Origin of the sequence: Nocardia sp. CA-151230 (assembly GCF_050942175.1) — a bacterium.
Classification (GTDB): domain Bacteria; phylum Actinomycetota; class Actinomycetes; order Mycobacteriales; family Mycobacteriaceae; genus Nocardia.
In genome coordinates, this window is record NZ_CP192061.1 from 5,556,428 (window position 1) to 5,576,346 (window position 19,919).

Consider the following 19,919-nt stretch of genomic DNA (forward strand, 5'->3'; position numbering starts at 1 on the left):
CCGAAAGACCACGGCGACAGCCGTATCGGGCCCCGTCCACGCTACGCCGATCGCGCCACCCCGGGGGCGGCCCACCGCGGGATACTGCGGCGGCGGTCCCGTGTCCCCAGGTCGGCGCGGCGAGTCATTCCCGGTTGCGCAGGCCGCTGGCGCGCAGCACGCGGCGGGCGATGCCGGAGCGGATGGATTCCTCGGTGCCGAGGATGCGGACGTGACGCCGGGCACGAGTGATGGCCGTGTACAGCAGTTCGCGGGTGAGCAGCGTGGATTCCGGTCCGGGCAGCACGACCGAGACGGTGTCGTACTGGCTGCCCTGGCTGCGGTGGATGGTCATGGCGTAGACGGTGGTCACGCCGGGGAACTGGGTGGGATGCACCAGGTAGGGCTCGGTGCCGCGCTGTAGAGCGGCGCGCAGGGTCCCGTCGGCCGCGCGGACGATGACGCCGGTGTCGCCGTTGTAGATGCGAGCCTCATGGTCATTGGCGGTGACCAGCAGCGGCTGGCCCGCGTACCAGTGCCCGCCGCCGGGATCGGCGCTGATCCCGGCGGCGGTGACCCAGCCGGCGGCCAGGCGATCCCAGCGTTCGACACCGTAGGGGCCCTGGCGGTGGGCACACAGCAGACGATGGGATTCCAGCGCGGTGAGCGCGGCGGTCGCGTTCCCGTCGACGGCGGCGTCGGTGGCCTCGCGGGCGGCGCGCAGGACGTCGGCGCGAACCTCGGTGATGTCATCGGGCGCGTAGAGCGACAGCTCGTCGCCACCGTCGGCCAGCAGGGCCAGGGCGGAGTCCGCGTCACCGGCCCGGATCGCGACGGCCAGTTCGGCGATGCGCCCACCGAAGCGGCGGCCGCGGGTGAGCCGGACGATGCCGCCGCGCAGGCGGTCCCGCTCGCGCCCGGACAGGGCGTCCGGATGGGCGGCGGAGGCGGCCGGGTCGCCGCCGAGAATGCGTTCCAGCGCCGGATTCGCCTGTCCCGGAACGGGTCCCGCGACCAGGTCGGCGAGCACCGCGCCCGCGTCGACCGAGGCCAGCTGGTCCGGGTCGCCGACCAGCACGAGGCGGGCGTCGGGCCGCACGGCGGGCAGCAGGCGGCTCATCATGGTCAGCGACACCATGGAGGTCTCGTCGACCACGATGACGTCGTAGGGCAGCCGGTTGAACTCGCTGTGTTTGAACCGGCCCGCGCCGCCGCGCTGCCAGCCCAGCAGGCGGTGCAGGGTGGCGGCGGTCAGCTCGGGCAGGCCGATCTCGCCCGCCTGCTCGCGCACCGATTCCTGCATGCGGGCGGCGGCCTTGCCGGTCGGGGCGGCCAGGGCGATGCGCAGCGCAGGCGCGCCCGGCACGGCCTGCTGATGTGCGACCAGCAGGGCCAGCACGCGGGCGATGGTGTGGGTCTTGCCGGTGCCGGGGCCGCCCGCGATCACGGTGGTCCACTGGGTGGTGGCCAGGGCGGCCGCCAGCCGCTGCCGGTCCGGTGGTTCGCCGGGGCCGGCGTGGTCGGGGAAGAGCCGATCCAGTTCGCGGCGCACGAGTTCCGTGTCCACCATGGGATGGGTGGCGGCGCGTTCGGTGAGGACGCGGCGGATCGTCTCCTCCTGCCGGTAGTACCGGTCGAGGTAGAGCAGCGGGCCCGAGTCGTTCGCGCCGGGCGGGTCGATGAGCCGCAGCGGGCGCAGCGGCCCGGACGGACTGCCGGTCACCAGCGGACTCACCCGCAGCGCCGCGATGACCGATTCCACGTCCGGCCACGGCAGGGTCGCCGGGTCGATCGCCGATTCCTCGGCGCCCTCGGCGTCGACACCGATCTCGTGCATGCGCCGGACCTCCAGGCACACCGACCCGGAACGCACCGCGCGTACGGCCAGCGCGGTGGCGAAGACGACCGCCGGTGACCGCTCGCCGCCGAGGCGGGCGAGCCGCAGCGCCACATGCACGTCGGCCGCCGACAGCACCCCGGCGGCATTGAACACCTGCAGCGGGCCGGTGCCGCGCTGCGCCAGCTGGATCGCGGTCATCGCGCCACCTCCGGGTCCCCGGCCAGCAGGGCCGACAGCTCGACGATCAGGTCCGCGGGCGGCAGCCAGTCGAAAACGCCGCAGCCGTCCGGGGTGTCGGGTCCGACCATGCCGCGCACGAACAGGTAGCGGATGCCGCCGAGGTGTGCGCCCGGATCGTAGCCGGGCAGGCGCCAGCGCAGATATCGGTGCAGGGCAACGGAATACAGGATGGCCTGCAGCGGGTAGTGCGAGCGCATCATCTCCGCGGCCATGCGCTCGTGGGTGTAGTGGGCGACGGTGAGGTCGCCGGTGCCGAGGCGGTTGGTCTTGTAGTCGACGACCACGAATCGCGGTCCCGTGGTGCGCAGCACGGCGTCGATGCTGCCGGTGAGGTAGCCGCGCAGCGGGGTGTCGTCGAGGTGGGCCAGCTGGTCGGCGTAGGGGGCGAAGACATCGTCGGCGGGCAGGTGGCGGCGCAGCAGGTCGGCGATGCGCGGGACGGTCACCCGCGCCGCGACCGGGTGGTCGCCACCGGCCAGCGGGAGCTCGAAGTCCAACTCGCTCAGGCGATCCCGGGTCGAGAAGTCGGCGAGCGCGCCGAAACCGATCGGCGTGTGCATGACCGCCAGCAGTGCACCCGACAGGACGTCCGGGTCGGCGTCGAACATCTGCTCGCTCACCGAGTGCTGGACCCGCGCGCGGATCTCGGCGGCCAGGTCGGGGGCGTCGGTGTCGACGTATTCGAGGACCTCGTGCACGAGCGTGCCGAACTCCGCGCCGTAGGGCAGCGAATTCATCAGCGACGGCCTGGCTCCCGCGAAGGCGGTCAGATCCTCGGCGAGCACGGACGGGGTGGCCGGTTCGTCGGCGACGCCGCTGCCCTCGGGCAGGTCGGCGGCGGGCAGGGCGTCGTGCGCGCCCGCCGTGAGCGCCGAATAGGAGGTGCGCCGCCACGCCTGGTCGAGGGCACGGCCGAACTGGGCGGCCGCCAAAGGCTCGGTGGCGGTGGCGGTGGCGTCGATCGGCAGGCGGGCGCGGGTGATCTCGCGCACCGGCTCGACGGCGATCACGCTCGGTGGGGCGGTGGCGGCCCAGTCCCGGATGCGTTCCAGCAGCACCGAATCCGCGGGCACCGGCACCTTGTCGGCGACGGCCGGGCTTCCGGGCTCGCGACCCAGCAGCATACGGTGCAGGGGCGCGGTCTGGGTGTCGTAGGCGGGGGCCCACCAGGCCACGATCTGCGCGCCGGCCCGGGTGAGGGCCACGTACAGCAGGCGCAGTTCCTCGGCCTGCTCCTCGGCCTCGGCGCGCAGGCGTCGGGAGCTGTAGCCGGGCGCGTCGGGGCCGCCGACATCGAGGACGCGGCGGCCCTGCTCGTCGTGGAACAGCAGGGTGGGCGGGTTGCGCAGTTTGGCCGCGTCCCACGCGAAAGGCAGGTACACGACCGGGAATTCGAGGCCCTTGCTGGCGTGCACGGTGGCGACCTGCACGGCGGCGGCGTCACGGTCCAGGCGGCGGCTGCGGTCGGCCACGCTGCCGGAGGCCGGATCACGCACCCGGTCGGCCAGCCAGCGGGTGAGCGCCGACAGGCCCAAACCCTCGCGCAGGGCCGCGTCGTCGAGCAGCTGGGCGATCTGGCGCAGGTCGGTGAGCTGGCGTTCGCCGCCCTCGAGAGCGAGCAGGCGGGGGGCCAATTTTGTTTCGGCGCCGAGTTTTTCGGCGACGGCAGCGAAGCCCGCGCGCGCGAACAGCCGGGCCGAGTCGCGTAGTTCGGCGCTGAGGCGGCCGACCAGATCCGCTCCTCCGCCGTCGATGTCCTCGGCGCTCAAACCGAGCAACGCGGTGCCGGCGGCCAGGCGCACTCGGTCGGCACGATGCGGCTGTTCCAGAGCGTGCAGCACCCACAGCCATTCGGTGGCCGCGGGCGTGCCGAACACGCTCGCGCCGCCCGCCAGCACCGAGGCGACACCGGCCGCCTCCAGTTCGGTGCGCACCATTTCCAGCTGGTTGCGGTTGCGGACCAGGACCGCGATATCGCCCGGCCCGATCGGCCTTTCGCCGGGTGTGCCCGCGTCGATGAGCACCCCGGATTCGAGCAGGCCGACGATATCGGCGGCCACGTCGACGGCGACCCGTTCCCGCTGGCGGCCGACCGTCGGATACCCGGACTTGTTGAGTGGACCCGCGCCGGTGCGCGGCAGGCACCGCAGTCGCAGGGGCGTGATCCGCTCCGGCGCACCGGACAGCCGCGCGAACGGCCTGGTCGCCGCCACCCGGTGCACGGTGATCTCCTTGTGCCCCAGGGCCGCACCGCCGTGGAGATGCTCGAGGGCGGTCAGCAGGCCCGCGTCGCTGCGCCGGTTGGTGGTGAGCTCGCGCTTGCTGTCCGCGTGCGCCACCGCGTCCAGATAGCTGAGCACCTCGGCACCGCGAAAGGCGTAGATGGCCTGCTTCGGGTCGCCGACGAGCACCAGGGTGGCGTGCCCGTGGAAAGCGCGGCGCAGGATGTCCCACTGCAGCGGGTCGGTGTCCTGGAATTCGTCGACCAGCGCCACCCGGTACCGGTCCCGGATGCGCTGACAGGCGCGCGGCCCGTGCTCGGGATCGGCCAGCACCTCGTGCAGCAGCACCAGCAGGTCGTCGAAGTCCCGCAGGCCCGAAAGCCGTTTCCGCCGAGCGGTTTCCACCCGTACCGCCGTCGCGAACGCCACCCGCTCGGCCGCCGGATCCTCCTCGCCCTCGGCCTCGGGCAGCAGCAGGGCGTGGGGATCCCCGACCGCCGCCGCGGCCAGCCGCTGCGCGTCGGCGGGCCCGAATGGCGCTCCCCCGCGCGCGTACCGGCTCAGATAGAGGTCATCGGCGACCGTGGACACCACATCCTCGATCCCCTCCACCAGCCGCACCCCCGGATCCTGCTCCCCCGCCAACCCCAGCTCGTCGAGCATCCGCTGACAGAAACTGTGTGTGGTGGCAATGGTTCCCGCGTCGAAGTCCGACAGCGCCGCCAGCAGCCGCTCCCGCCGCGTCGCGATCTCCCCCGGATTCCCCTGCGCCAGATGGCGGATCAGCTCATCCCCCGACGTCAGCGCCCGCTCCGGATCCCTCAGCGCCGCCGCCACTCCCACGAACCGGTCCCGCGTCCGCTCTCGCAGCTCCTGCGTCGCCGCCCGGCTGAATGTCACCAGCAGCAACTCGGAGACATCCACCCCCAGCTCGGCCACGAACCGCACCGCCAGCCCCACGATGGCGTACGTCTTGCCCGTCCCCGCACTCGCCTCGAGCACGCTGGTCCCGACCGGCAACGGTCCCGTCAGCTCGAACCGATTCCCCGAATCCCCGAACGAATGGGAAATCGCGGACACGGCGACCGAATCATCCTGTGGCCCAGCATTATCGCCGAATTCGGCGGGCGCATCCCACAGCCCGTCGTCGGCAGCCCCGGAACGATCGCGGTCCGGTTCGCTGCCCGGCATCGCCGAATCCGGCTCGGCGGCAGGAAGATCGAACAGGTCCGGGATGTCGCTACCCGAGGATGCGGCGCCCCGGCGGCGCCTCTCGCCGGCGGGACCGTCGCTGCTGCGGCGCGTGCGGGTGGCCGGGCGCGGGGCCAGGTCCGGATCGGTGAGGGAGAAGAGGTCGTCGGTCATGCAAGGCTCCCGGGAGCGGTGACGAACAGGGGGTTCCTCCTCGCGGTGGTCATGGCTGACCTTGATTCTCGTTGGTGAGCAAGGGGTTCCAGAGACGGCGGGCCAGTTCGCCGAAACGGGTCGGTTCGGACTCGACGCCGGGGAGTGAGGGTCCGGCGGCCTCGGTGAGCTGTTCGAAGCGCGGGGACCGGCCCAGGATGTGGCGGAAGTAGCGGTCGGTGTGTTCGCCGAAGCGGTCGTCGAAGTCCTGTCCAGCGGCGTGCAGGGCATCCTCGGCGGAGGCGCCGGCGAGGCGGCGTTCGGCGTAGGTGGCCGAGGCCGAGGGGGCGATGGGCAGGGGTTCGGACAGCCCCTCGTCGCGCAGCAGCACCAGGTCGCGCAGGATGCCGCGGGCCAGCGGCGCGGTGGGCGAGGTGAGGGTGGACTGCCAGGCGGGGCGATGGTGTTTGCCGCGCCCGATGGTGATGGCGCGCCACGACTGGTGGGTGCCCGTCGCCGCCAGCGCGAGCAGGCGAATCCAGGCCGCCATCCGGTGTTTCGGCGCCAGCCGCGAGAACGTGGTGCGCAGCAGCGCGTCGTCGTGGACGTCGGGAACGGTACCGGTGAGGCGGCGGCTGTCACCCAGATCCACGGCGATATCGACGGTGCGGGAGGGGATCTCGTGCAGCGGGCGGGCCACCCGCACCAGCTGGTCGACGGTGCCCTCCACCTCGTCGAGCACGGCCGCGCCCATGGTGAACGGCGGCAGCGTGCCGCGTCGCCATTCGGCCGCGCGCAGCACGTTCGGGTCCACACCGGTCAGGCGCGCGGACAGCATGCGCTCGCCCATGTTCCATTTGGTCAGGCCGTCGAGTTCGATGGGGAGGCGGTCGGCGATCTCCTCCTCGTCCTCCGGCACCCTGATCCCCAGGCGCTGCCACAGGAATGCCCGCACCGGATGCTCGGCGAAGGCCACCAGATCGGCCAGCTCCACATCGCCGCGTTCGCGCGCGGGCAGCGGCGTGCCCAGGAACAACGGCCGCGGCTGCGGCGAGCGTCCGGCGGCCAGCGCGCCCGCCAGTGCCACGGTGTCGAAGCTGAACGGCTGCTCGGGCCGGAAGTTGCGACGATCGAAGGGCTGCAACGGATGTCGCGTCACCACCCGCTCCAGGGCGGCCGCACCGACATGCGCGCGCATCGTGTCGAGCAGCTCGGCCAGCGGAATCGCGGGTGGGCGGTGCGCACCCGACACCGGATCGGATCCGGTGTACAGCAGGACGAGTCGCTCCCCGGCGGCCATGATGGCGTCGAGCAGCAGCTGCCGGTCCTCGCTGCGCGGATCCCGATCCCCGGGGCAGCGGTGCCGGGCCAGCGCGTCGTCGCCGTCCACGCCACCCGCGCGGGGGAACACCTCGTCGTCGAGGCCGAGCAGCACCACCACCCGGTGCGGCACCGACCGCATCGGCACCATGGTGCACACCGTCAGCTCGCCGGTGCGGAAGTTGGCGCGCGAGGGCCGACCGGCCAGCCGGGCGGTCAGCAACGCACCGATATCGCTGAGCCGCAAGGGAATACCGCCCGCGGGCTCCAGCGCGGTCGCCAGTTCCCGGCGGGCCTGCACCCCCATCCAGCCCTGGCTCGCGGGCATATCGGTGAGCAGGTCCAGCGCCCGGCCGAGCACCGCCGCCCACTCGGCCGCGGGCCGCGCGGTGCCCGCCGGTTCCTCCAGCGTGGACCCGCGCAGATCGCGCAGGCACACCGCCAGCCGGTCCACGAATTCGGCGAACCGGCCTGCCAGGTCGATGTCATTGCTGTCCACGTCGTCCAGCGGCAGCACCAGATCCAGCCAGTCCTCGCTGGATTCCCCGGCCGCCACCCCGAGCAGAATGCGATCCACCGCCGCATTGAGCGTGTTCTGCGCGAAGTCCCCGAGCCCGAACGCCTGCCGCTGCCGTTGCCCGATCCCCCACCGCGCCCCGGTCTCGGCGGCCCATTCCCGCAGCCGCTCGATGTCGTCGTCGTCGAAGCCGCAGCGCACCCGAACCGGTTCGGCCGTACACAGATCCAGCACCTCGGTCACGGTGACGCGCCCGTCGGCCAGCTCCAGCAGCGTGCCGACCACATCCAGCACCGGGTTGACCGCCCGCTGCGCGCGATCGGCGAGCCGCACCCGCAGTCCGTGCGCCGGATGCCCGGACTCGGCCCCCGAGGGCGGGTTGGGGGACGCAGGCGCCGACCACTGCCCGAAGGCCGCGCGCACCAGCGGCGCGTAACGCTCCACATCCGGGCACATGACGATGACGTCGCGCGGCTCCAGCGTCGGGTCGGCGGCGAACAGTCCGAGCAGCGCGTCGCGCAGCACCTCCACCTGCCGCGACGGCCCGTGGCAGGAGTGCACCGCGATGGTCCCGTCGGCCAGGCCCGGCTCCGGCATGAGCGACCACCGGTCCTGCCGCACGGCGGCCTGCAACTCCGACAGCAGCGTGCGCGGCGCGGCCGTCTCCGGGCGCGGGTGATAGGTATCGATGTGGTCGTACCCCGACAGCCGTTGCTGCAGCTCCCGCACATCCCGGCCCAGCGCCGCCAGCAGCGGATGCCGCACGCGCACACCGGGACTCGGGATCACCTCGGCATCGGCGAGCTTGGTCCACAGCGCGGGGCTGGGATGCACCAGCCACAGGTGCACCTGCCGCCCCGACGACAGCGCCGACAGCACCTCCAGCTGATCGGTGGTCAGCCGGGTCACGCCGAACAGCGAAATCCGTTCCGGCAGAGACACGATGGACTGTTCCACTCGCAGCCGCGCGCACGCCGCGCCCAGGCGCTCGGCGGGACTCGCCACCCCGACCACGCTGCGCAGGCGCCGCCACAGCAGTGGCTGCCATACCAGATCCGCGGGCAGCGCCCGGCCCGCGCCGTCGGTGTCGCGGCCGTCGGCCCACTCGGTGATCATGGCCGGGCGCTGGGCGGCATAGCTGTCGAACAGCGACGCGATCCGCGCGGCCGTCGCGTACCGGCGGCCGACCCGATGACCGCCCGCGTCCCCGTGCCCGAGATGGCGCGCCAGCACCGCGGCCCACGGCTCGGCCAGCACCCCGTCCAGCACCGGCAGCAGAGTCCACACCAGCCGCTCCGGCGACCAGGGATCCTGCTCCGGATCCACCCCCGTCGCCTCCGCCAGCACCGCGGCCACGAGGGCCGCCGGATCCGCGAAATCGATATTGGCCGAAATACCGTCGGCCGCCCCGCCGCTGCCGAGCACCGTACCCAGCCGCTGATTCAGCCAGCGCTCGATCCCCTTGGCGGGAACCGCCACCACCTCCGGGGTGAACGGATCGCCGAGCGGATCGGCGAGCAGCTCGGCCAGCGCGTCGGCGAGCGTGTCCGCTCGTTCGGCCCGGTGAATGTGCACGACCTGTGTTTATACAGTCGGCGAACGACATGCAAACACCGAGCGCCCCGGCTCGCCGGGTGACACCTGCCACACGCCCAGGATTTGCTAGGGCGCGTCACTCCGGAATTCGAGTGTGGTATGCGACAGTGCCTTTCGGGGAGGTTCGAAGTTCTCAGGAAAGGCTGGTCCGCCTCGATGTCTGCGTCGGTGATTCCGCTCGTGCCCAGAACCGGGTTCACGGTTCGGCGGGTGGGAGACCGCTGGGAACTCGTCAACTCCCGGCATTACGGTCGCGGCGTGGTTCTGCAGTCGTGGCCGCGGGAGCGGCACACCGAGGCATTCGAGCACTGCTACCGCCTCAATGGCCGCAGCATCGAAGAGCTACAGGCGGCTTTCCACTGACTCTCGCGAAAGTCCGTGCAACAGTGTCGATTCGATAACACACCTACCGATTCACCTCAAGAGGTGCGTATCGGGCACGGTCCCCTCTATTGTGTTCCCTCGTGCGTTCCCCCAAGGCCCGGCGCGTGGCCTCCTCCGCTTGTGTTCTCGCTGCCGCGGCCCTCATTCCGGCCGCCCCCGTTTTCGTCCCCGTGGCCGGTGCCGCACCGGTGCACACCCAGGGCCCGATCGCGGGATTCGACGCCGATATGAGCAGCCGCATCGCGGCCGTCGACAATTACCTCGGCACCCGCCCCGGCGTCACCGGCTACGTGATGCGTGACCGCGTCACCGGCGGCATTTATCGAAACGGCAACGCGGACACAAACTTCTGGACCGCCTCCACCATCAAACTGGCAATCGCCGAGGATCTGCTGAACCGCGCCCGGATCGGCGCCATCCAGCTCGGCCCCGACGACCGCGCGCTGATGGAGTCCATGCTGGCAACCTCCAACGACAATGCCGCCGACATCCTGTGGAACAAGTACGCCGGCATCGACCGCATGTCGTTCAACAACGCCTTCCGCGCCAACGGCATGACCGGACTGGTCCCCATGCCGCCCACCACCTCGATCGAGCAGGTCAAGCTGTTCCCCGACTGGGGTTTCCAGCAGTGCTCCCCCGCCGACCTGGACCGGCTGATGGACAACGTCCTCACCCGCATGCACCCGGACGACCGCGCCTACCTGCTCGACCGCATGCGTCACGTGGACACCAACCAGCACTGGGGCGTGTGGGGCGCGGGCGCGGCCATGAACCCGGGCCTGAAGAACGGCTGGTCCGACGAGCAGGGCGGCTGGGTGGTCAATTCGGTCGGGTTCGCGGGCCCGGGCGAGCGCTACACCCTCGCCATCATGACCGAGCAGGGCGATCAGGGCGGTTACGCCGACGGCTCCGAAACCACCACGCACGTGGCGCAATTGCTGTTCCAGGGGCGCTGACACCGACGCGGCGCGCGGGCGGTTCCGGCACGGCCGGGGGCCGCCCACGGCGCGCTTTCCGGCAAATCCTCGCTGGACGACCGCCCATATTGTAGTTTCGAGGTTGTTGTCTAAAAGGTCTGTTTCGGTCGGTCCTGATTGGTCTGCGCTACTCACACTGCACTACCGTTACGGGTGAGTTGTCGTACTTTCCCCGTCTGGCGAGGAGCAGGAACTAGATGAACGCCGAGAAATCCGTCGCACAGCGTCATCGCGTGGTGGTGATCGGGTCCGGGTTCGGTGGACTGTTCGCCTGCAAGCAGCTGCGCAAGGCCGACGTCGACATCACCCTCATCTCGAAGACCTCCACGCACCTGTTCCAGCCGCTGCTGTACCAGGTCGCCACCGGCATCCTCTCCACCGGCGAGATCGCCCCCGCCACCCGCATCGTGCTGCGCCAGCAGCAGAACGTGCGCGTCGTCATGGGCGAGGTCACCGACATCGACGTCGACAACGGCACCGTCACCTCGCGCCTGCTCAACCAGGACTACGTCACCCCGTTCGACAGCCTCATCGTGGCTACCGGCGCGCAGCAGTCCTACTTCGGCAACGACCACTTCGCCACCTACGCGCCCGGCATGAAGACCATCGACGACGCCCTCGAACTGCGCGCGCGCATCCTGGGCTCCTTCGAAGAGGCCGAACTCGCCACCGATCCCGAAGTCCGCGACCGCTTCATGACCTTCGTGGTGGTCGGCGCCGGGCCCACCGGCGTCGAATTGGCCGGGCAGATCGCCGAACTCGCCGACCGCACCCTGGAAGGCTCCTTCCGCAATATCGACACCCGCGACGCGCGCGTCATCCTCGTCGAGGGCGCGGGCGCGGTGCTCGCCCCGATGGGCCCCAAGCTCGGCGGCAAGGCGCAGCAGCGGCTGGAGAAGATGGGCGTGGAGATCCAGCTCAACGCCATGGTCACCAATGTCGACGCGCGTGGCGTCACCATCAAGGACCAGGACGGCTCCGAGCGGCGCATCGAATCCGCCTGCAAGGTGTGGTCGGCCGGCGTGCAGGCCAGCGGCCTGGGCAAGATCCTCGCCGACCGGTCCAAGGGCACCGAGGTGGACCGCGCCGGACGCGTGATCGTCGAACCCGACCTCACCATCAAGGGCTACCCGAACGTCTTCGTGGTCGGCGACCTGATGTCGGTGCCGGGCGTGCCCGGGCAGGCCCAGGGCGCGATCCAGGGCGGCACCTACGCCGCGAAGGCCATCAAGGCCGAGGCGGCGGGCAAGCAGACGGTGGCCGACCGCAAACCCTTCAAGTACTTCGACAAGGGCTCCATGGCCACGGTGTCGCGGTTCAGCGCGGTGTGCCAGGTGGGCAAGCTGGAGTTCAGCGGCTTCTTCGCGTGGCTGGCCTGGCTGGGGCTGCACCTGTGGTACCTGGTCGGCTTCCGCAGCCGCTTCGTCACCGTGCTCGAATGGTTCGTCTCCTTCCTGGGCCGCCACCGTGGTCAGATGGCCGCCACCGAACAGTGGGTGTTCGCACGACTGGCGCTCGAGGCGCTCGACGATCCGGCCGAGGCGCGTCAGCTCGCCAAACAGATCGGCGGCGAAAGTTCTTCGGGCAACGGCAAATCCGTGGCGAATGCGGAAGCGGGGAAGTCCTCGCAGCAGCGCGCGGGCTGACGGTATCCGTTTCTCCACGGGGGCACGATAGAGGCTTCACCGGGCCGCGTGTCCCGACCGATCCGGCGCACGGCCGGATCCGAATGTTCGACATTCGTCGACATTTCGGAAGAAGGGTCCTCCCATGGGCAAACGCCGACAGCGACCGTGGGGGCGACCATCGGCCTGGCCGTGGGCGCGGTGAACGGCTACCTGGCCCCGGCCACCCCCGGTGCACCGGCCGATCGGTCGGCGAGCGGAATCGACGATTCCGCACCCGGCGGCGGAACCGTCGCGGACGAGTCGACGACTCAGGTGTGAGTGCGGGTCTACGGAGGCCGGAATCCCTGAACTGGATTCCGGCCTCTTTCATGGCTTTTCACGAGTACGTTGGCTAATTTTCAGTTATGGCAATGCTTTTCGGTTGTTCACTTTGTCACCAATCCAGGCGACCGGTGGGTTCGAATGCCGAGCGTCGATGTACCCCCAGATGTTCTACCTGAACAGAAAGGTTCTGCATGGCCGGAGGTAAGCACCGAGCACTCAATCCCCACCGGAACAAGGTCGGCAATGTGGTTGCGGCAGGAGCGGTTCCACTAGACCTCGCCCCTGTGGGCGTGCTGCACCCGCCGGTCCCGGTCCCGTCCTCGGCGCTGCCGCGGGCGCTGCGGTGATCGCGGTCCCGGCCGTCACCGCAGCCGCCGCAGTCGGTGCGGCCGTCGGTGCGTTCAACGCGTTCAACGCTCCATCCCGCGTCGTCGGCGACTGATCCTCGCTGCCGAGCAGTTCGATCGAGCACCGCTGTGCTCGCGGTGGGAACCGGCGGTGAGGTCCGGTTCCCACCAGCCCCGCCATCCCACCGCCGCGATACGGGCCACGTTCTCGGTCAGTAGGGAATGGGTTTGTTCGCCTCGGCCCAGCCGCGCTCGATACGACTGCCGGGCGGGGGCGGGAACAGTCCACCGATCATCCAGGTATCCCGGGCGACCTCGTTGATATTGAATTCGAGATGCAGCCCGCGGTCGAGGGTGTACGGGGCCATGAGGTCGTGCAGGCGCTTGCTCATGTGCTTGCGCAGATCGGGGTCGTCGAGTTGGCGCGCCAGGTGGTCGATGGTGATCCGCACCGCGGGGATCGACACGCCGCCGACGTAGAAGGAGTCGGCCGGGACCTCATGGAAGAGCGCTACCGCGTAGAACTCCGGCAACCCGAAGCGCGCGTAGTAAGCGGTGATGTCACTGGCGAAATTCTGTTTGTCCTCGGCCGTGAGGGTGTCGGCGGGATAATAGACGTGCCACAGGGGCATGATGAACTCCCTTGGAAGAGACGGATTTTCAGCGGCCGAACGACAGCACGAGGCCCTCGACCGGACCGGACAGCGCGGCCTTCACCTGCCTGGTGAAGTCGTCCACGAGCACCTCGGTCGCCCCCTGCTCCAGCCCGTCGGCGACCGCCGCCGCCACCTCGGCCGGGCTGATCTTCGGCGCCGCGATGGCCTTCACCATGTCGGTGTCGGCGAACCCGAGATGCACACCGACCACCTGCGTACCCTGCCCCGCCAATTCGATCCGCAGGGAATTGGTGATCGACCACAGAGCGGCCTTGGACGCGCCGTACGCCGCCGCCCCCGAACTCCAGGACAGCACCGAGTGCACGTCCACCAGCGCCCCACCGCCGTTCACGGCGAGAATCGGCGCAAAAGCCCGCGCGATCCGCAGCGGCCCGAAGACATTCGTCTCGAACGTCTCCACCACATCCGCCATCTCGGTCCGTAACAACGGCGCCGGCCGCAGCACCCCCGCGTTGTTCACCACAATGCTCACATCGCCGGCCCGCTCCGCGACCGCGGCGATCGAATCCGGATCGGTGACCTCGAGCTCGACCGGCACGATCCGCGGATCGTCACTCGCTTCCGGCTTGCGCGCGGTCACGTACACCTTCGCCGCGCCCCGGTCCAGGAACTCCCGAGCGAACGCACGGCCCAACCCGCGCTGCCCGCCCGTCACCAGGACATTCGCACCCTCGATTGTCGTCATACCTACCTCCTGATACACCTGACTATATTCCACTATAGCCAACATGGGCGAGCAGGTACAGACCGCGGATCTACCGGCGCAGGGATGGGCGTCGATCTCGCCGAAGCCGCTGTGAAGCCACCTGGTCGCGTCATCGCGGGCCGGCCGGAAACCAGCGGCCGCGTGTCGTCGGCCAGGCACCCTGCGTAGCGCGATGATCGGCGGCCGGAATCTGTTGCGGCGCAATGCCAGGCGGCGAGTGATCTTCCTGCTGTAGGGCCCCGGCACCGTCGCCGATTTCAGCCACCTGTAGTTCGGAGGCGACATCGGCGACATCGTCGACATGCTCCGGAGCGGCGAAATCTACTGTGTCACACCCCTGTTCTAGCGTCGGGGAGGTGGAGAGGACACCGCGGTTCCGCGCCGCGCATCGGGCGGCGCTGGACCACACACTGGAGCTGATCGCCGAATCACCGTGGGGCCGTGGGCTGGTGCTGCGCGGGAGTATCACCATGGCCGCGTGGGTCGGCGACAAGGCGAGGCCGCCGGCCGATCTGGACTGGATCGTGCCCGACCCGACCGATATCGCCTTCACCGATCCGGCCGACCCGTTTCCCTACGTCGACGGCCTGTCCCGGGTGCAGCACTGGCCCGAGGCCGCGTTCGGAGCGGTGACCGACGAGATGTGGGAGGACGAGCAGTTCGAGTCCTTCGGGCTACGCCCGATCCTGCCGCCGGAGGGCCTGCACTGGGTGGACCCGGACGATTACAGCGAGAACCACACCTGGACTCCCCTGCTGGACAACCTGATCGAGACGATCCGGCAGCGACCGGCGGCCCGGGCAGGCGTGGTCCTGAACGCCGACGGTATCGACGACAGTGCGGACGGGAGCTACGCGCTCGACTACTACGACACCCCCGGTCTGCGAGTCCGGGTGCCCTGGTACACGACCGGCCCCGACGCGATGGCGGGTGAGGTCCAATTGGATTTCGCCGCCGACCAAGCCCTCCCCGACTCCCCCGTCTGGACCCTCGTGCCACGCGGTGACGGCAGCGCGCCCACCCCCTGCGTCACGGCGAGCCCGGAACTGTCCCTGGCATGGAAACTGCTGTGGCTGTTCACCGAATCCACCACAACCTCGGAGTACGTCGACATCCGCGAAGGCGGCGCGGGCAAGGACCTCTACGACGCGGTGCTCCTTGCGGAGTCCCCGCGCATCCGGCTACCCCGGCCGCTGCTGCGCAGAGCCCTCGGCACAGCGGCCGACGATTTCGAAGCCGACGACATCCTCACCTGGAACGTCCACTGGGACACGTTCCGGCAGCACCATCCCGACGTCACCGGCAGTCTGCGCGAATGGCTCGAACGACTGGTCCGAGGGCTCACCCGAGCCCGGGGACAGCTCTCCCCGAGAGGGGAACCGCGAGTCAGCGGGTCAGCAGGCGACCAGTTCGGGTGAACAGGGTGCCGCCTGCGGCGAGGGGTAGGAGTGCTGCGTCCAGGCCGATGGTGTCGGCTGGGCGGTCGTCGGGGTAGGTGAGCACGCTTTCCAGTGCGCGCGGGGCCGAGAGGGCGTCGTCGGTGACGGTGTCGGCGCCGAGTTCGAGGCGGTGGCGCAGGAGTGGGGTGGCGCCGATGTCGGCGGTGAGCTCGCCACTCCAGTAGCCGTGGTCCTCGCCGGTGCGGCCGATCTGGATGCGTTCCCGAATGCGCAGGCGCGCACCCACTTCCAGCCGGATGGTGGTGAAGGTGTCGTGCTCAGCGCCGCCCGCGACCACCGTCGGTTCGGGGTCGACATCGAGTTCGCCGCCAGCGGCTACGTCGAAGCGCCAGTGCGCCACGGACTTCCGGGTCTCACGCCCGGGCAGCGCGATGGTCGCGGCCACCGACCGGACCCTCAGCCGTGCGCCCTCACCCACCGAGACGACGATGTCCAGCACGTCGCCGCCGAGCGGTGTGGCCGCGGTGCCGATGATGTGCACCGTGTCCACACCGGTGTGCCGCGCCGCCAGGCCGCCGACCGCGTAGATGTGCGGCAGCGTCCCGGCGGTCGCCGTGATGCGGAGCTCAGTGCGAATGGGCACTGCCCGCCGTCGCGTCCTGTTCGGCGGCCACGCGCAGCTGCTCGCGCACCCAGGCCAGGACCGGCGTCGCCGCCGGGTCCTCGGTGAGGGAGGTGAACACGAACGGCCGGCCCTCGCGCACCTTGGTCGAATCCCGGTCCATGACAGCCAGATCCGCGCCGACCATCGGGGCCAGGTCGGTCTTGTTGATGACCAGCAGATCCGACCAGGTCACACCCGGTCCGCCCTTGCGCGGCACCTTGTCGCCGCCGGCCACGTCGACCACGAAGATCTGCGCGTCGATCAGGCCGGAGGAGAAGGTGGCGGTCAGATTGTCGCCGCCCGATTCGACCAGGATCAGATCCAGCGGCGGGTTCGCCTCGATCAGGTCGTCGATGGCGTCCAGATTCGCGGTGATGTCGTCGCGGATCGCGGTGTGCGGGCAGCCGCCGGTCTGGACCGCGGTGATCCGCTCGTCGGGCAGCACCGCGTGCCGGCGCAGGAAGTCCGCGTCCTCGGTGGTGTAGATGTCATTGGTCAGCACGGCCAGCGACAGCTCGTCTCGCAGCTGCCGGCACAGGGCCGCGGTCAGCGCGGTCTTGCCGGACCCGACGGGCCCGCCGATCCCGATCCGCAGCGGCTCCCCCGGCGTCCGCTCCCGCTTGGGCCGGTCGTGGCTGTGGTCGTGCGGTTCCCCATCGATGAGGTGAGGTGGCATGTGCGGCTCCTTTCACCCCCATCCTCGCCCAGCCACGTAAACCGGTTGTTACCAACTCGGTGACCGGCTAGGACGCGAACAGCGGCATGTCCCGACGCAGGTGCCGCTCGGCGAGCACGTCCTGCAGCGGGTCGGAGAGCGCGGCAAGCGATTTCGCCGCCTGCCGCGCCGTGGCGTCGCACAACTCGGCGAGCCGGACGGTGCAGGCGGCGACCGCGGCGGGATCGAGGGCCAGCAGTCGCTGCGCGGCCGTCGCGGCCCCGGTCATGGTGGTGTAGACGGTGACGGCGGCGATGTCCTCGGGCGCGGCGTCGCACACCGTGCCGACCACCCCGAACACCGTGGACAGATGCGGACGAGTGCCGAGGGCCCGCCAATCGGCCTGCGGCCAGACCTGTTTGGCCAGCCGCAGCAGCCCGCGCCCCTGGGCCCGCGACGCCACCCGAGCCGCCGGCGACGGCGTCCGCGCGTCGGCCTCGAGCTCGGCGCGCCCCGGTTCGAGGGCCCCCGCGCAGACGGCGGCGGCCAGCGAGGCCGCCACCAGCCCGGAGGTGCGGATGCGCCGCCGCAGGTAGAGCTCGACGCTCGCGACGTCACGCAGCAGACCCGAGGCGACCGCCTCCTCGACCCCACCCGAATGCACGTGCCCGCCGATCGGCAGCCGGGAATCGGCGAGGGTGAGGAGGGTGGCCAGGCTCATCGCCGCACGTCCGGATATCGCATGGCCCGATCCTAGGCCGTGCCCGGCCGTCTCCTGCCGGCTAGGTGAGCAGGCAGGGCATCGAGGCCGAGATGCTCTTCAGGGCGCAGGTGAAGGAATTGAGCGTGCCCGCGGAACCGGTATCGGGGACCAGCCCGGCGACCGGGTTCACCGCGGCCGGTTCGGGGGCGGCGGGTTGCAGCGACAGCGGAGCGGCCAGGGCCGGGGCAGCGCCGAGTCCGGAGCCGATGGCCGCGATCGCACAGGCTTTCAGCACAACGGTTTTCATGAATCGTCCTCTCTCACAGCAAGCTCACAGGAAGCGGAACGCAGCGAGACTAACCCGAAAGCCGCCGATGTGAAGGCAATTCGTTTCAAACTGCGGGGTGAATTCGGCGCCGCGGTCGGCGGGCCCCGGGAAAGGAAACTTGACCTGAACCAATGTTCAGGTTACAGACTTGGGGCACGTTCGTTGCCGAGACCAGGAGTTGCTGTGCGCGCCATTCGTCTTCACGAGTTCGGACCTGCCGAGAATCTGCGGTACGAGACGGTCCCGGACCCCGAGCCCGGTCCCGGCCAGGTGCGTATCGCGGTCCGCGCGGCGGGCGTGCATCTGCTGGATACCTCACTGCGGCAGGGCTTCTCGGGATCGCCGACGCCGATCCCGGAACTGCCGACCATCCCCGGCCGGGAAGTGGCGGGGACGGTGGACCGGGTCGGTTCCGGAGTGGACGAAAGCTGGCTCGGCCGCGCGGTCGTCGCCCACATCGGGCAGATGCCGGGCGGATACGCGGAACTCACCGTGACCGAAGCCGAACGGCTGCACGCGATTCCGGACGGTGTCGATGCCGGGGCCGCGGTCGCGATGATCGGTACCGGGCGCACCACGCTCGGGATTCTCGGCTTCGCCGAGGTCAGCGCCGAGACCGTGGGCATCGTGCCGTCCGCGGCGGGCGGTATCGGCACCCTGCTGGTGCAGTACCTGGCCGCCGCGGGCGCGACCGTCATCGGGCTCGCGGGCGGCAAGGCGAAGGCCGATCAGGTCTACGAGAACGGCGCGGATCTGGCGCTGGACTATCTGGATCCGGCATGGCCGGACGCGGTGCGCGCCCGCTACGGCGACCGCCCGGCCACCCTGCTGTTCGACGGTGTCGGCGGCGAGATCGCCCGCACCGCAGTCGATCTGCTCGGCGCCGGCGGCCTGCGACTGGTGTTCGGCTGGTCCGGCGGACAGGTCGAGCTCGACGAGCGGGCCCTCGCCGCCCGCGGTGTCACCTCGCAGGTCGTGCTCGGCCCGCCCATGCTCGAACGCGCGGGGGGCTTGCGCGCCTTGGAGACTCGCGCGCTGGCCGAGGCCGCGACGGGTCGTCTGCGCCCGGCCGTCCAGTCCTTCCCGCTCGCGCAGGCCGCCGCCGCGCACCGGGCCCTGGAGTCGCGCGAGACGACCGGCAAGGTGGTGCTACTTCCCTGACCGGCGACCCATGCCGCGCTCCATGAACCGTTGCGCGGCCCCGCGCCGCAGATCCGAGAACGCCTGCACCGGACCGGTCCACCAGGGCGAGATCTCCAGCGGCCGTGCGACCACGGCATGGCAGATGAGATCGGCCGCCTCGTCCGCGGTGAGCCCGGGCACGCCGGAGAAATCGGTGGGCGCGCTCATGCGGGTGTGTACCAGCGGCATGTACACCGAGGTGGTGGTGACACCGTCGGCGGCGATCTCGGTCGCCACGGTGCGCAACCAGATGTCGAAGGCGCCCTTGGACGCACCGTAGGCCGACCACCGCGGCGCGGGCGGCATGCGCAGTCCCCAGGTGGAGATGTTCACGATGTGCCCGCGCCGATGCTCGCGCATGCTCGGCAGCAGGGTGAGCAGCAGCCGCACGGGTCCGAGGTAGTTGACATCGATGGTGCGGGTGAAATCGTGGAACCGCTCATAGGATTCGTCGATCGGGCGGCGAATCGAGCGGCCCGCATTGTTGATCATCACATCGACCCGGCCGTGCTCGGCCAGCACTCGCTGTCCCAGGGCCTCGACGGCATCGAATTCGGTGATGTCCGACTGGTAGACGTACGCCGTCCCGCCCGCTTCACGGATCTCGGCGGCCACCCGTTCCAGGTCCTCCAGCGACCGCGCCACCAGCAGCACCGTCGCGCCCGCGGCCGCCAGTTTCCGCGCGGCCGCCTTGCCGATGCCGTGCGAGGCGCCGGTCACCAGGATGATCTCGCCGGACACGACCTCGCGCAGCGCTTTCTCACGCGGCCGGGAGGTCGGATAGAAGAGTCTGGTCGCCACGCGTTCCGCCAACGGACGTCCGTTCGCCCCGGCCGGTCGCGCACTGTTCGGAGCGTCTTGCTCAGCCACGTTTCCGAGCCTA

At 70.5% G+C, this 19,919-nt stretch carries 16 protein-coding genes; 6 read left to right on the forward strand and 10 right to left on the reverse strand.

The features are described from left to right. Positions 1 to 124: 124 nt before the first annotated feature. Genes recD through recC form a run of 3 tightly spaced genes read right to left on the reverse strand, consistent with a single transcriptional unit; the run spans position 125 to position 9,037 of the window. Positions 125 to 2,017: an exodeoxyribonuclease V subunit alpha gene (gene recD, locus ACQP1O_RS26400; RefSeq protein ID WP_433561143.1), complete on the reverse strand. Its 1,893-nt coding sequence runs from the start codon at positions 2,015 to 2,017 to the stop codon at positions 125 to 127. Beyond that, the gene (locus tag ACQP1O_RS26405) at positions 2,014 to 5,646 is read right to left on the reverse strand and encodes a UvrD-helicase domain-containing protein (RefSeq protein WP_433561144.1); all 3,633 of its coding nucleotides are present in this window, start codon (positions 5,644 to 5,646) and stop codon (positions 2,014 to 2,016) included. Before ACQP1O_RS26405 ends, recD begins: the two co-directional genes overlap by 4 nt. 49 nt (positions 5,647 to 5,695) lie before the next feature. Then, the gene (recC, locus tag ACQP1O_RS26410; protein WP_433561145.1) at positions 5,696 to 9,037 is read right to left on the reverse strand and encodes an exodeoxyribonuclease V subunit gamma; all 3,342 of its coding nucleotides are present in this window, start codon (positions 9,035 to 9,037) and stop codon (positions 5,696 to 5,698) included. A gap of 231 nt (positions 9,038 to 9,268) precedes the next feature. Between recC and ACQP1O_RS26415 the strand changes: the two genes are divergently transcribed. The 4 genes from ACQP1O_RS26415 to ACQP1O_RS26430 all read left to right on the forward strand — a co-directional run bounded on the left by ACQP1O_RS26415 (position 9,269) and on the right by ACQP1O_RS26430 (position 12,368). Continuing rightward, the gene (locus tag ACQP1O_RS26415) at positions 9,269 to 9,421 is read left to right on the forward strand and encodes a hypothetical protein (RefSeq protein ID WP_326361853.1); all 153 of its coding nucleotides are present in this window, start codon (positions 9,269 to 9,271) and stop codon (positions 9,419 to 9,421) included. Between the two features lie 89 nt (positions 9,422 to 9,510). Then, on the forward strand, positions 9,511 to 10,401 hold the full coding sequence (locus ACQP1O_RS26420; protein WP_433561146.1) for a tat pathway signal sequence: 891 nt from the start codon (positions 9,511 to 9,513) through the stop codon (positions 10,399 to 10,401). Between the two features lie 218 nt (positions 10,402 to 10,619). Next, the gene (locus tag ACQP1O_RS26425; RefSeq protein ID WP_433561147.1) at positions 10,620 to 12,068 is read left to right on the forward strand and encodes an NAD(P)/FAD-dependent oxidoreductase; all 1,449 of its coding nucleotides are present in this window, start codon (positions 10,620 to 10,622) and stop codon (positions 12,066 to 12,068) included. Between the two features lie 147 nt (positions 12,069 to 12,215). Then, positions 12,216 to 12,368 carry a hypothetical protein gene (locus ACQP1O_RS26430; RefSeq protein WP_433561148.1) on the forward strand — a complete coding sequence of 51 codons (153 nt, stop codon included), beginning with the start codon at positions 12,216 to 12,218 and terminating at the stop codon, positions 12,366 to 12,368. A 565-nt stretch (positions 12,369 to 12,933) separates the two neighbouring features. Here ACQP1O_RS26430 and ACQP1O_RS26435 read toward each other — a convergent pair. Both ACQP1O_RS26435 and ACQP1O_RS26440 read right to left on the reverse strand, forming a co-directional pair. Beyond that, positions 12,934 to 13,353, reverse strand: a complete 420-nt coding sequence (locus tag ACQP1O_RS26435; RefSeq protein ID WP_433561149.1) for a tautomerase family protein — start codon at positions 13,351 to 13,353, stop codon at positions 12,934 to 12,936. A gap of 28 nt (positions 13,354 to 13,381) precedes the next feature. Next, entirely contained in the window at positions 13,382 to 14,083 is a 702-nt protein-coding gene (locus ACQP1O_RS26440) for an SDR family oxidoreductase (RefSeq protein ID WP_433561150.1), read from the reverse strand. Between the two features lie 377 nt (positions 14,084 to 14,460). On the opposite strand from ACQP1O_RS26440, the gene ACQP1O_RS26445 reads away from it, so the two are divergent. Further along, entirely contained in the window at positions 14,461 to 15,522 is a 1,062-nt protein-coding gene (locus tag ACQP1O_RS26445; RefSeq protein ID WP_433561151.1) for a nucleotidyl transferase AbiEii/AbiGii toxin family protein, read from the forward strand. Here the strand turns inward: ACQP1O_RS26445 and ACQP1O_RS26450 are convergent. From ACQP1O_RS26450 to ACQP1O_RS26465, 4 genes are all read right to left on the reverse strand, one after another. Continuing rightward, positions 15,491 to 16,141, reverse strand: coding sequence for an urease accessory protein UreD (locus tag ACQP1O_RS26450; protein ID WP_433567799.1), 651 nt, complete (start codon positions 16,139 to 16,141; stop codon positions 15,491 to 15,493). The genes ACQP1O_RS26445 and ACQP1O_RS26450 overlap by 32 nt on opposite strands. Then, positions 16,131 to 16,844, reverse strand: coding sequence for an urease accessory protein UreG (ureG, locus tag ACQP1O_RS26455; protein WP_433561152.1), 714 nt, complete (start codon positions 16,842 to 16,844; stop codon positions 16,131 to 16,133). Before ureG ends, ACQP1O_RS26450 begins: the two co-directional genes overlap by 11 nt. 67 nt (positions 16,845 to 16,911) lie before the next feature. Next, positions 16,912 to 17,544, reverse strand: a complete 633-nt coding sequence (locus ACQP1O_RS26460) for an urease accessory protein UreF (protein WP_433561153.1) — start codon at positions 17,542 to 17,544, stop codon at positions 16,912 to 16,914. 61 nt (positions 17,545 to 17,605) lie between these two features. Next, on the reverse strand, positions 17,606 to 17,833 hold the full coding sequence (locus tag ACQP1O_RS26465; RefSeq protein WP_433561154.1) for a hypothetical protein: 228 nt from the start codon (positions 17,831 to 17,833) through the stop codon (positions 17,606 to 17,608). A 204-nt stretch (positions 17,834 to 18,037) separates the two neighbouring features. Here ACQP1O_RS26465 and ACQP1O_RS26470 point away from each other — a divergent pair, with 204 nt between their 5' ends. Continuing rightward, positions 18,038 to 19,015: a zinc-binding dehydrogenase gene (locus tag ACQP1O_RS26470; protein ID WP_433561155.1), complete on the forward strand. Its 978-nt coding sequence runs from the start codon at positions 18,038 to 18,040 to the stop codon at positions 19,013 to 19,015. On the opposite strand, the gene ACQP1O_RS26475 is transcribed toward ACQP1O_RS26470, so the two are convergent. Beyond that, positions 19,004 to 19,906 (reverse strand): SDR family NAD(P)-dependent oxidoreductase, encoded by a 903-nt coding sequence (locus ACQP1O_RS26475; RefSeq protein ID WP_433561156.1) that lies wholly within the window; start codon positions 19,904 to 19,906, stop codon positions 19,004 to 19,006. The two genes, ACQP1O_RS26470 and ACQP1O_RS26475, sit on opposite strands and share 12 nt — an antisense overlap. Positions 19,907 to 19,919: the final 13 nt, after the last annotated feature.

Coding starts and splice junctions, on each gene's coding strand:
- ACQP1O_RS26435 (WP_433561149.1), bottom strand. CDS start 13,353: ATGCCCCTGTGGCACGTCTATTATCCCGCCGACACCCTCACGGCCGAG.
- ACQP1O_RS26425 (WP_433561147.1), top strand. CDS start 10,620: ATGAACGCCGAGAAATCCGTCGCACAGCGTCATCGCGTGGTGGTGATC.
- ACQP1O_RS26405 (WP_433561144.1), bottom strand. CDS start 5,646: ATGACCGACGACCTCTTCTCCCTCACCGATCCGGACCTGGCCCCGCGC.
- ACQP1O_RS26460 (WP_433561153.1), bottom strand. CDS start 17,544: ATGAGCCTGGCCACCCTCCTCACCCTCGCCGATTCCCGGCTGCCGATC.
- recD (WP_433561143.1), bottom strand. CDS start 2,017: ATGACCGCGATCCAGCTGGCGCAGCGCGGCACCGGCCCGCTGCAGGTG.
- ureG (WP_433561152.1), bottom strand. CDS start 16,844: ATGCCACCTCACCTCATCGATGGGGAACCGCACGACCACAGCCACGAC.
- ACQP1O_RS26465 (WP_433561154.1), bottom strand. CDS start 17,833: ATGAAAACCGTTGTGCTGAAAGCCTGTGCGATCGCGGCCATCGGCTCC.
- ACQP1O_RS26440 (WP_433561150.1), bottom strand. CDS start 14,083: ATGACGACAATCGAGGGTGCGAATGTCCTGGTGACGGGCGGGCAGCGC.